Consider the following 11,730-nt stretch of genomic DNA (forward strand, 5'->3'; position numbering starts at 1 on the left):
ACGCTGGTACTACAAAATTGCCGCGTTATGCATCGATCGGGGTAAAGTAGAGAAGAACATACAGAGCACAAGGACTCTCCATGACTCTCAATAAAACCGATCGCATCGTTATTACGCTGGGTAAACAGATCGTTCACGGCAAATACGTGCCAGGCTCGCCGCTTCCGGCTGAGGCAGAACTCTGTGAGGAGTTTGCAACCTCGCGCAACATCATCCGTGAGGTATTTCGTTCGCTGATGGCGAAGCGGCTGATTGAAATGAAACGTTATCGCGGGGCGTTTGTGGCTCCGCGTAACCAGTGGAATTACCTCGACACTGACGTACTGCAATGGGTGCTGGAAAACGACTATGACCCACGGCTTATCAGTGCAATGAGCGAAGTGCGAAACCTGGTAGAGCCGGCTATTGCCCGTTGGGCAGCAGAGCGCGCGACCTCCAGCGATCTGGCGCAGATTGAATCGGCGCTGAACGAGATGATTGCTAACAATCAGGACCGCGAAGCGTTTAACGAAGCGGATATTCGCTACCACGAGGCGGTGCTGCAGTCGGTGCATAACCCGGTGTTACAGCAACTGAGCATTGCGATCAGTTCGCTGCAGCGGGCGGTTTTTGAACGAACCTGGATGGGCGATGAGGCCAACATGCCGCAAACGCTCCAGGAACATAAGGCGCTGTTCGATGCGATAAGGCATCAGGACGGCGATGCGGCAGAGCAGGCGGCGCTTACCATGATCGCCAGCTCGACACGAAGGTTAAAGGAAATCACATGACAGCTCGCTACATCGCAATTGACTGGGGATCGACCAATCTGCGCGCCTGGCTTTATCAGGGCGACCACTGCCTGGACAGCAGGCAATCAGAAGCAGGCGTCACGCGCCTGAACGGAAAATCTCCGGCTGCGGTGTTAGCAGAAGTGACGACCGACTGGCGTGAAGAGAATACGCCAGTGGTAATGGCAGGAATGGTCGGCAGCAATGTCGGCTGGAAAGTTGCGCCGTATTTATCCGTTCCAGCCCGTTTCTCGTCTATTGGCGAACAATTAACATCTGCTGGCGACAATATCTGGATTATTCCCGGATTATGCGTCTCTCATGACGATAACCACAATGTGATGCGCGGCGAAGAAACACAATTGATCGGCGCGCGCACTCTCGCTCCTTCCTCTCTTTATGTCATGCCCGGTACGCATTGCAAATGGGTGCAGGCCGATAGCCAGCAAATTAACGATTTTCGCACCGTGATGACCGGTGAATTACATCATTTACTGTTAAATCACTCATTGATTGGCGCAGGTTTGCCGCCGCAGGAAAACTCTGCCGATGCTTTCGCGGCTGGTCTTGAGCGTGGCCTTAATGCTCCCGACATATTGCCGCAGCTTTTTGAAGTTCGCGCCTCGCATGTGCTGGGAACACTTCCCCGCGAACAGGTCAGCGAATTTCTCTCTGGTTTGTTGATTGGCGCAGAGGTCGCCAGTATGCGCGACTATGTGACCCATCAACAAGTCATCACCCTTGTCGCCGGAACATCGCTGACCGCGCGCTACCAGCAAGCCTTTCAGGCGATGGGTTGCGACGTGACGGCGGTGGCAGGCGACACGGCATTTCAGGCTGGTATAAGGAGCATCGCTCATGCAGTGGCAAACTAAACTCCCGCTGATCGCCATTTTGCGCGGCATTACGCCCGACGAGGCACTGGCACATGTTGGCGCGGTGATTGACGCCGGGTTCGACGCGGTTGAAATCCCGCTGAATTCTCCACAATGGGAGCAGAGCATTCCCGCCATCGTTGATGCATACGGCGATAAGGCGTTGATTGGCGCAGGTACGGTACTGAAACCTGAACAGGTCGATGCGCTCGCCAGAATGGGCTGTCAGCTCATCGTTACGCCCAATATCCATAGTGAAGTGATCCGCCGTGCGGTGGGCTACGGCATGACCGTCTGCCCCGGCTGCGCGACGGCGACCGAAGCCTTTACCGCGCTCGAAGCGGGCGCGCAGGCGCTGAAAATATTTCCGTCATCGGCTTTTGGTCCGCAATACATCAAAGCATTAAAAGCGGTATTACCACCGGACATCGCGGTCTTTGCCGTTGGCGGTGTGACGCCAGAAAACCTGGCGCAGTGGATAGACGCAGGTTGTGCAGGGGCGGGCTTAGGTAGCGATCTCTATCGCGCCGGGCAGTCCGTAGAACGGACTGCGCAGCAGGCAGCAGCATTTGTTAAGGCGTATCGAGAGGCAGTGCAATGAAAATCACCAAAATTACCACGTATCGTTTACCTCCCCGCTGGATGTTCCTGAAAATTGAAACCGATGAAGGCGTGGTCGGTTGGGGCGAGCCCGTGATTGAAGGCCGCGCTCGCACGGTGGAAGCGGCAGTCCACGAGCTGAGTGACTATTTGATTGGTCAGGACCCGTCACGCATCAACGACTTATGGCAAGTGATGTATCGCGCCGGATTTTATCGTGGCGGTCCAATCCTGATGAGCGCCATCGCCGGGATCGACCAGGCGTTATGGGATATCAAAGGTAAAGTGCTGAATGCGCCGGTCTGGCAACTGATGGGCGGCCTGGTTCGCGACAAAATTAAAGCCTACAGTTGGGTCGGCGGCGATCGTCCGGCGGATGTTATCGACGGCATTAAAACGCTACGCGAAATCGGCTTCGATACCTTCAAACTGAACGGTTGTGAAGAACTGGGGCTAATTGATAACTCCCGCGCGGTAGATGCGGCAGTCAACACCGTGGCACAAATTCGTGAAGCTTTTGGCAATCAGATTGAGTTTGGTCTTGATTTCCATGGTCGCGTCAGCGCGCCGATGGCGAAAGTGCTGATTAAAGAGCTGGAACCGTATCGTCCGCTGTTTATTGAAGAGCCGGTGCTGGCGGAACAGGCCGAATACTACCCGAAACTGGCGGCACAAACGCATATTCCACTGGCGGCGGGTGAGCGCATGTTCTCACGCTTCGATTTTAAACGTGTGCTGGAGGCAGGCGGTATTTCGATTCTGCAACCGGATCTCTCCCACGCAGGCGGTATTACCGAATGCTACAAAATTGCCGGAATGGCAGAAGCCTATGACGTGACCCTTGCGCCGCACTGTCCGCTCGGACCGATTGCACTGGCGGCTTGCCTGCATATCGACTTTGTTTCCTATAACGCCGTCCTTCAGGAACAAAGTATGGGCATTCATTACAACAAAGGCGCGGAGTTACTCGACTTTGTGAAAAACAAAGAGGACTTCAGCATGGTCGGCGGTTTCTTTAAACCATTAACGAAACCGGGCTTAGGCGTGGAAATCGACGAAGCTAAAGTTATTGAGTTCAGTAAAAATGCCCCGGACTGGCGTAATCCGCTCTGGCGTCATGAAGATAACAGCGTAGCAGAGTGGTAATTCCTGCCACGTAAGCCCCTCATCGGGCACTAAAACAGCAATACAAAAATATAACCCTCTGTAAATTACAGGGCATGGTGAGCGGCTTCGCTATGCCCAAAATCTGGAGAAAGCTCGCTATGGATATTCCCGTTAATGCAGCAAAGCCGGGGCGTCGGCGTTATCTGACGCTGGTGATGATCTTTATTACGGTGGTCATTTGTTATGTTGACCGCGCTAACCTGGCCGTGGCTTCTGCCCATATTCAGGAAGAGTTTGGTATTACTAAAGCGCAAATGGGCTATGTATTTTCGGCCTTCGCCTGGCTTTATACGCTATGTCAGATCCCCGGTGGTTGGTTTTTAGATCGCGTAGGTTCACGCGTGACTTATTTTATTGCGATATTTGGCTGGTCAGTGGCGACGTTATTCCAGGGCTTTGCCACGGGCTTAATGTCATTAATTGGTCTGCGCGCGATAACCGGTATTTTCGAAGCGCCCGCGTTCCCGACCAATAACCGGATGGTAACCAGTTGGTTCCCGGAACATGAACGCGCTTCTGCCGTTGGTTTTTATACGTCTGGTCAGTTTGTCGGTCTGGCGTTTCTGACTCCGCTGCTGATCTGGATTCAGGAGATGTTGAGCTGGCACTGGGTGTTCATTGTCACCGGTGGTATCGGCATTATCTGGTCGCTGATTTGGTTTAAGGTTTATCAGCCGCCGCGTCTGACCAAAGGCATCAGCAAAGCTGAACTGGATTACATTCGTGATGGCGGCGGTCTGGTGGATGGCGATGCGCCGGTGAAGAAAGAGGCGCGTCAGCCGTTAACAGCCAAAGACTGGAAACTGGTGTTCCATCGTAAACTGATCGGTGTCTATCTTGGGCAATTTGCGGTGGCTTCTACACTGTGGTTTTTCTTAACCTGGTTCCCGAACTATTTAACCCAGGAAAAAGGAATCACGGCGCTGAAAGCAGGTTTTATGACCACGGTGCCATTCCTCGCGGCGTTTGTCGGCGTCCTGCTCTCTGGCTGGGTCGCGGATCTGCTGGTACGTAAGGGCTTTTCACTGGGCTTTGCGCGTAAAACGCCGATTATCTGCGGCTTGCTGATCTCCACCTGCATTATGGGTGCGAACTACACCAACGATCCGATGATGATTATGTGCCTGATGGCGCTGGCATTCTTCGGCAACGGTTTTGCTTCGATTACCTGGTCGCTGGTCTCTTCTCTGGCACCGATGCGCCTGATTGGTTTAACCGGCGGCGTGTTTAACTTTGCCGGTGGCCTGGGCGGCATCACTGTTCCGCTGGTGGTGGGGTACCTGGCGCAGGGTTACGGTTTCGCACCTGCACTGGTTTATATCTCCGCCGTCGCGTTGATTGGCGCGCTCTCTTACATCCTGCTGGTGGGCGATGTGAAGCGCGTTGGATAATCTTTCAACTGTGGAATATGCGCCACTCCACTGCGCATAATCCACTTTCTTAAAGCCGGTGCGGTCAGGCATCGGCTTTTTACTATCTTGCCGAAGAGTTTTAAACGCAGTTTGCGAGTGGCGCGCCTGTAAGCGGTATTGAGCTTCTCTGGCTGCTTCAGTAATACCGAACGCAGAATCTCTGCGCTATCCAGCGCATAGCTAATCCCCTCCAGCGAGCTGGCGCTGATAAATCCCGCCGCTTCGCCAATCAGAAAGGCGTTGTCCTTGCCGCAGACAAAATCCTGCCAGCGTGAGGGAAACAGCACCGTGCATTTTTCGCTTTTCACCGCCTTACCAAACTGGAACTGAAAGGTACTCATTTTCTCTTTCAGCGCCGTGAAACGCGTCTGACCGTCTTTCATCGGATAGGCACCGCCAAAGATAAAATAACCGTCTTTGCTGATACTCCATGAGTAACAGTCAGTTATCGCATTATCAAAGATGCAGGAGTAGAACGGCACCGGATGTTTCTCTGCGAACCACTGCTGGATGGCGACATATTTACGAATCTGATGATCCGGGTAGAGATGTCGCCGCACCATCGAGTTGGCACCATCGGCACCGACCAGATAGCGGGCGGTAATATGCTGCTCCCAGCCGTCTGCGCGAAAAATGACATGCCATTTATCATCCTCACGCCAGATTTTTCGACACAGGCTGTCGTGGTAAACCTCAACGCTGGCGGGGATCAGCGATTTCATCCACAAGTCGAAAGCATGGCGATTAATATTGATATAGCTTCGCTGGTAGTTACGCGTGAGCGATGCGGCGACGTCGACGGTTTTGACGCTGAAAATCTGCGGGTTGGCGATGACATCGACAGGAAGCGTCAGTCCATCGCGAATAAAAGATCGCTGCGCGTCCGGTGCCAGCAGACCGCCACAAGGTTTGCTGAAACCTTCAGTACCATGCTGGTGCTTTTTATCCAGCGCGATCACCTGCATTTTGCCTGCTAACTTTCGCGCCAACGCCGACCCTGCCGGGCCGAGGCCAATAATCGCCACGTCGAAATGTTCCATCTTTTCACTCACATTCATCACGATGGCAAAAGACTATTGTCTGAAAGTGAAGTCCTTGTGAAGTATGATGGCGGGAACCGTTTTGTATCAGGACCGCGCCATGAAACAGATAACCTTTGCTCCCCGTAATCACCTGCTCACCAACACCAATACCTGGACGCCCGACAGCCAGTGGCTGGTGTTTGACGTGCGGCCTTCTGGGGCGTCGTTTACCGGCGAGACCATTGAGCGTGTGAATATCCATACCGGCAAGGTCGAGGTTATCTATCGCGCGTCACAGGGCGCACACGTCGGCGTGGTGACCGTTCATCCGAAGTCAGAGAAGTATGTCTTCATCCACGGCCCGGAAAATCCTGATGAAACATGGTATTACGACTTTCATCATCGGCGCGGAGTGATTGTTGAAAGCGGCAAGGTGAGCAATCTCGATGCAATGGATATTACCGCGCCATATACGCCAGGAGCGCTGCGCGGCGGCAGTCATGTACATGTCTTTAGCCCAAACGGTGAAAGGGTGAGCTTTACCTACAACGACCATGTAATGCATGAACTCGATCCGGCGCTGGATTTGCGAAATGTCGGTGTTGCTGCACCGTTTTGCCCGGTCAACGTACAAAAGCAGCATCCGCGTGAATACAGCGGTAGCCACTGGTGCGTGCTGGTAAGTAAAACCACGCCCACGCCACAGCCTGGCAGTGATGAAATCAATCGTGCTTATGAAGAAGGATGGGTAGGAAATCACGCACTGGCGTTTATTGGCGACACACTTTCGGCAAAGGGCGAGAAAGTGCCGGAGCTGTTTATTGTCGAGTTGCCGCAAGATGAAGCTGGCTGGAAAGTGGCAGGTGATGCGCCGTTAAGCGGAACGGAAACAACCCTGCCTGCGCCACCGCGTGGCGTCGTGCAGCGACGTTTAACCTTTACGCACCATCGTATTTACCCGGGCCTGGTTAACATTCCGCGCCACTGGGTGCGTTGTAATCCTCAAGGAACACAAATTGCGTTTTTAATGCGTGATGATAACGGCATTGTGCAACTGTGGCTTATCTCGCCACAGGGCGGTGAACCACGCCAGTTAACCCATAATAAAACGGATATTCAGTCTGCATTTAACTGGCATCCATCAGGCGAATGGCTGGGATTTGTGCTGGATAATCGGATTGCTTGTGCCCATGCGCAAAGCGGCGAGGTTGAGTATTTAACCGAAAACCACGCCAATCCACCTTCTGCGGACGCCGTGGTTTTCTCGCCGGATGGTCAATGGTTGGCGTGGATGGAGGACGGTCAGTTGTGGATCACCGAAACTGACCGCTAGCTCTCAGTTTGCAGGCATTTTGGCGGGGGGAATGACGTTATTGGTTTCTTGCGCGTTGGCTTCGCTTTTTTCAACGCGCGAGCGCACTGAGCTGTCTTTGCGGAACACATCCCACGGTAGCAATATTGTGTCCAGTACTGCGGTAAATGGCATGTCGAGTATCGCCAGCGATTTTGTGCCCCAGTTGGTTTCATCGTCGCCAATCATGGTTGCGCTGGCGCGGGTGCCAGGATACGTTCCTTCTTTCCCCCCGGTATGGGACATCACGCTGGAGCATCCTCCGAGTAATGTCATTCCGCTGCATATCATGAACGCTAACAACACATTTCTTATCATAATAAATTCATCTGTTGATCGTGGGTGTTGGCCTGATGAGTTATAGCGATCCCTTGCTGAAAATAACATCATCATTACGTCGCACTGTGGCGGCTATCGCACTTTAACGTTTCGTGCTGCCCCCTCAGTCTATGCAATAGACCATAAACTGCAAAAAAAAGTCCGCTGATAAGGCTTGAAAAGTTCATTTCCAGACCCATTTTTACATCGTAGCCGATGAGGACGCGCCTGATGGGTGTTCTGGCTACCTGACCTGTCCATTGTGGAAGGTCTTAGATTCTCGCTGATTTCAGGAGCTATTGATTATGCGTAACTTTGATTTATCCCCGCTTTACCGTTCTGCTATTGGATTTGACCGTTTGTTTAACCACTTAGAAAACAACCAGAGCCAGAGTAATGGCGGCTACCCTCCGTATAACGTTGAACTGGTAGACGAAAACCATTATCGCATTGCTATCGCTGTGGCTGGTTTTGCTGAGAGCGAACTGGAAATTACCGCCCAGGATAATCTGCTGGTGGTGAAAGGTGCTCACGCCGACGAACAAAAAGAGCGCACCTATCTGTACCAGGGCATCGCTGAACGCAACTTTGAACGTAAATTCCAGTTAGCTGAGAACATTCATGTTCGTGGTGCTAACCTGGTGAATGGTCTGCTGTATATCGATCTCGAACGCGTGATTCCGGAAGCGAAAAAACCGCGCCGTATCGAAATCAACTAATTCCCTAAGGCCGCCTGGCGCGGCCTGACATTTCCATGCTCGCCGTCAGGGAGCATATGCGAATCTTCGGATTTGCAGGTACTTACTCGCTTCTTAGAAGGAGAAATGACTATGCGTAACTTCGATTTATCCCCACTGATGCGTCAATGGATCGGTTTTGACAAACTGGCCAACGCACTGCAAAACGCCGGTGAAAGCCAGAGCTTCCCGCCGTACAACATTGAGAAAAGCGACGATAACCACTACCGCATTACCCTTGCGCTGGCAGGTTTCCGTCAGGAAGATTTAGAGATTCAACTGGAAGGTACGCGCCTGAGCGTAAAAGGCACGCCGGAGCAGCCAAAAGAAGAGAAAAAATGGCTGCATCAAGGGCTTATGAATCAGCCTTTTAGTCTGAGCTTTACGCTGGCTGAAAATATGGAAGTCTCTGGCGCAACCTTCGTAAACGGTTTACTGCATATTGATTTAATTCGTAATGAGCCTGAACCCATCGCAGCGCAGCGTATCGCTATCAGCGAACGTCCCGCGTTAAATAGCTAACTAGCTATTCTCTTTGCCCCGCCATTCTGGTGGGGCTTTTTTTGTCTTTTTTCTTCAGCAATGCGTTAAATTTCGCCTGTTTAAGATATTTCGGCACGTTATTTCCCGTGATAATGTGCGCTATAAGGCAAATCTGCTTCACCGATTCAGCCATAATCCGTAGCAATTAAAATGTTATTTCAAGAGAAATGGACGATGAGTGATATAGCATTAACGGTCAGTATTCTGGCTTTGGTGGCGGTCGTCGGGTTGTTTATCGGCAACGTCAAGTTTCGCGGTGTTGGATTGGGCATTGGCGGCGTGCTGTTCGGTGGGATCATCGTCGGCCATTTTGTTTCTCAGGCGGGGATGACATTAAGTAGCGATATGCTGCATGTTATTCAGGAGTTTGGCCTGATCCTGTTCGTTTATACCATCGGGATTCAGGTAGGGCCGGGCTTCTTTGCCTCATTGCGCGTCTCCGGATTACGCCTCAACCTGTTTGCTGTTCTGATCGTCATCATCGGTGGTCTGGTTACCGCCATCCTGCATAAACTGTTTGATATTCCACTGCCGGTAGTGCTGGGGATTTTTTCCGGCGCGGTCACCAATACGCCAGCGCTGGGGGCAGGGCAGCAGATCTTGCGCGACCTGGGGACACCAATGGAAATGGTCGATCAAATGGGGATGAGCTATGCGATGGCGTATCCATTTGGGATTTGCGGCATTTTGTTCACTATGTGGATGCTGCGGGTTATTTTCCGCGTCAATGTTGAGACTGAGGCCCAGCAGCACGAGTCCACGCGAACCAACGGCGGTGCGCTAATCAGGACGATTAACATCCGAGTTGAGAATCCTAATTTGCATAATTTAGCCATTAAAGATGTGCCGATTCTCAATGGCGATAAAGTTATTTGCTCACGATTGAAACGAGAAGAAACCCTAAAAGTGCCTTCGCCAGAAACCGTTATTCAACTGGGCGATTTGCTGCATCTGGTGGGGCAGCCTGCGGATTTACATAATGCGCAACTGGTGATTGGTCAGGAGGTCGATACCTCGCTGTCTACGAAAGGCACTGATTTGCGCGTCGCGCGTGTGGTGGTCACCAATGAAAACGTGCTCGGTAAACGTATTCGCGACCTGCACTTTAAAGAACGCTATGACGTTGTTATCTCGCGCCTGAACCGTGCTGGTGTTGAATTAGTTGCAAGTAGCGATATCAGCCTGCAGTTCGGCGATATCCTCAACCTGGTGGGGCGTCCGTCCGCAATTGATGCCGTTGCCAATGTGCTGGGGAATGCGCAGCAAAAACTGCAACAGGTTCAGATGCTGCCAGTGTTTATTGGTATCGGGCTTGGCGTATTGTTAGGTTCTATTCCCGTCTTTGTGCCTGGGTTCCCGGCGGCGTTGAAACTCGGGCTGGCGGGCGGTCCGCTGATTATGGCGTTGATCCTCGGGCGTATCGGCAGTATCGGCAAGCTGTACTGGTTTATGCCACCAAGCGCTAACCTGGCGCTACGCGAGTTAGGCATTGTGCTCTTTCTCTCGGTGGTTGGCCTGAAATCCGGTGGCGATTTTATCCATACACTGGTGGATGGCGAAGGGCTAAGCTGGATTGGTTATGGTGCCCTGATCACCGCCGTTCCGCTGATTACTGTTGGCATTCTGGCGCGGATGTTAGCCAAAATGAATTACCTGACCATGTGCGGGATGCTGGCAGGTTCCATGACCGATCCTCCGGCGCTGGCGTTTGCTAATAATCTTCATCCAACCAGCGGTGCGGCGGCGCTCTCTTACGCCACTGTCTATCCGTTAGTGATGTTCCTGCGCATTATCACACCCCAATTACTGGCGGTGCTCTTCTGGAGTATCGGTTAACTCTTTTCCCGGTGGAGTCGCCGTAAATGGTACTCCGCCTGGTATTTCTGAACATCATCGAGTCATTTACACACTCGCCATTCTGGTTATTACCTGTCCGTATTCTTCAGCACAGCTGACGGCGCATAACCAAATTTATGCTTAAAGGCTTTGCTGAAATGAAAGGAGTCGAAGAAGTTGAGCGTATCAGCGACTTCGCCAACCGAGTTCCCTTGTTGCTTTAATAGCGATAGCGCCAGATCCAGACGCGCATCGAGGTAATATTCTTTCGGCGTCTTGCCGGTATAGCGTAAAAACAGACGACGCAACCAGGCCTCGCTACAGGGGATCGTGGCAGCCATATCAGCTACGCTCCAGCGTTGTTGTAGACTGGCATGTAAAGTGGCAATTAATTTTTCAATTTGCCGCCGTTGTGGATCTTTTTTACCGACTGTGTGCATAAGACAAATCCACTGATAAATAATTTTCGTCAGAAAAGCGACTGCCAGATTATTTTTTATTGCTTCTGGTGAAGTAATTAACTCAGCAACTTCGGTGAGTTCATGATTATAAACTTCGCCATTATAAATAACGCTTTGCTGACCGACGGGAATATCCATCATACTGGTGGGGGTAAATTCCATCCAGTACTGTTCCCAGACCAAACCTTCACAGTGATAAGAGTGAATATCCATTGGCTTTAAAAATATAATACAGTTGCCATGCAGAGTTATTTGTTCGTCATTCTTTAAAAGAATTTTCCCACATCCTTGTACGGTATACACCGCAACCCATGAGTTGGCGATAAGCGGTTTCTTCTTGTCCCGCGGCCAGATCACCCGATAATGCTCGTCGGCGTAGGTATGCCAGAGCGATATCAGAGAAATTCCGCTGGAGATCACATTTTCGTTAATCAATAAGGGAATATTGTACGGAGTTTCGTTTTTTACATCCGAACTTTGCAATTTTCCATTCATTTTAATATCCCTCCGGCGAATTATGCTCACAACCTGAACTTAACAGAAAACAATCCGTTCAGGGATATGACGTTTGTATTTTAAGAATCTGACTGCCTGACCCGACACATTTTACCTCTCCCTATATTCATGCGTCCGGGACA

At 51.5% G+C, this 11,730-nt stretch carries 12 protein-coding genes and 1 other annotated feature; of the genes, 9 read left to right on the top strand and 3 right to left on the bottom strand.

Annotated elements, in window-relative coordinates:
- The first annotated feature begins 80 nt into the window (after positions 1–80).
- The 5 genes from dgoR to ACJHYO_RS12300 all read left to right on the top strand — a co-directional run bounded on the left by dgoR (position 81) and on the right by ACJHYO_RS12300 (position 4,803).
- Entirely contained in the window at positions 81–770 is a 690-nt protein-coding gene (gene dgoR, locus ACJHYO_RS12280) for a D-galactonate utilization transcriptional regulator DgoR (protein ID WP_000174305.1), read from the top strand.
- Positions 767–1,645: a 2-dehydro-3-deoxygalactonokinase gene (gene dgoK, locus ACJHYO_RS12285; protein ID WP_000127060.1), complete on the top strand. Its 879-nt coding sequence runs from the start codon at positions 767–769 to the stop codon at positions 1,643–1,645. The genes dgoR and dgoK overlap by 4 nt, the downstream gene beginning before the upstream one ends.
- Entirely contained in the window at positions 1,629–2,246 is a 618-nt protein-coding gene (gene dgoA, locus ACJHYO_RS12290) for a 2-dehydro-3-deoxy-6-phosphogalactonate aldolase (RefSeq protein ID WP_001198717.1), read from the top strand. Before dgoK ends, dgoA begins: the two co-directional genes overlap by 17 nt.
- The gene (gene dgoD / locus ACJHYO_RS12295; RefSeq protein ID WP_000705012.1) at positions 2,243–3,391 is read left to right on the top strand and encodes a galactonate dehydratase; all 1,149 of its coding nucleotides are present in this window, start codon (positions 2,243–2,245) and stop codon (positions 3,389–3,391) included. The genes dgoA and dgoD overlap by 4 nt, the downstream gene beginning before the upstream one ends.
- A gap of 74 nt (positions 3,392–3,465) precedes the next feature.
- Entirely contained in the window at positions 3,466–4,803 is a 1,338-nt protein-coding gene (locus ACJHYO_RS12300; protein WP_000253471.1) for an MFS transporter, read from the top strand.
- Here the strand turns inward: ACJHYO_RS12300 and cbrA are convergent.
- Entirely contained in the window at positions 4,764–5,864 is a 1,101-nt protein-coding gene (gene cbrA, locus ACJHYO_RS12305) for a colicin M resistance lipid reductase CbrA (RefSeq protein ID WP_085455612.1), read from the bottom strand. The two genes, ACJHYO_RS12300 and cbrA, sit on opposite strands and share 40 nt — an antisense overlap.
- A 100-nt stretch (positions 5,865–5,964) precedes the next feature.
- On the opposite strand from cbrA, the gene ACJHYO_RS12310 reads away from it, so the two are divergent.
- A complete protein-coding gene (locus ACJHYO_RS12310) occupies positions 5,965–7,179 on the top strand; it encodes a DUF3748 domain-containing protein (protein ID WP_001683403.1) in 1,215 nt (404 codons plus the stop codon).
- A gap of 3 nt (positions 7,180–7,182) precedes the next feature.
- Here the strand turns inward: ACJHYO_RS12310 and ACJHYO_RS12315 are convergent, their stop codons facing one another.
- Positions 7,183–7,515 carry a YceK/YidQ family lipoprotein gene (locus tag ACJHYO_RS12315; protein ID WP_001332265.1) on the bottom strand — a complete coding sequence of 111 codons (333 nt, stop codon included), beginning with the start codon at positions 7,513–7,515 and terminating at the stop codon, positions 7,183–7,185.
- Between the two features lie 239 nt (positions 7,516–7,754).
- Positions 7,755–7,827 (top strand) — a sequence feature (ROSE (Repression Of Heat Shock gene Expression) occurs in the 5'-region of heat shock genes and acts as an RNA thermometer to modulate expression.).
- On the opposite strand from ACJHYO_RS12315, the gene ibpA reads away from it, so the two are divergent.
- The 3 genes from ibpA (at position 7,821) to ACJHYO_RS12330 (ending at position 10,631) form a co-directional block, all read left to right on the top strand.
- Positions 7,821–8,234, top strand: coding sequence for a small heat shock chaperone IbpA (gene ibpA, locus ACJHYO_RS12320; protein WP_001243437.1), 414 nt, complete (start codon positions 7,821–7,823; stop codon positions 8,232–8,234). It overlaps the preceding feature by 7 nt.
- 111 nt (positions 8,235–8,345) lie before the next feature.
- On the top strand, positions 8,346–8,774 hold the full coding sequence (ibpB, locus tag ACJHYO_RS12325; RefSeq protein WP_001243431.1) for a small heat shock chaperone IbpB: 429 nt from the start codon (positions 8,346–8,348) through the stop codon (positions 8,772–8,774).
- Positions 8,775–8,969: 195 nt separating this feature from the next.
- On the top strand, positions 8,970–10,631 hold the full coding sequence (locus tag ACJHYO_RS12330; protein ID WP_001279776.1) for a putative transporter: 1,662 nt from the start codon (positions 8,970–8,972) through the stop codon (positions 10,629–10,631).
- A gap of 89 nt (positions 10,632–10,720) precedes the next feature.
- Here the strand turns inward: ACJHYO_RS12330 and ACJHYO_RS12335 are convergent, their stop codons facing one another.
- Entirely contained in the window at positions 10,721–11,587 is an 867-nt protein-coding gene (locus ACJHYO_RS12335) for a helix-turn-helix transcriptional regulator (protein WP_001297975.1), read from the bottom strand.
- Between the last annotated feature and the right edge of the window lie 143 nt (positions 11,588–11,730).

It is taken from the genome of Escherichia sp. WS1118 (genome assembly GCF_046487695.1).
Lineage (GTDB): Bacteria > Pseudomonadota > Gammaproteobacteria > Enterobacterales > Enterobacteriaceae > Escherichia > Escherichia coli.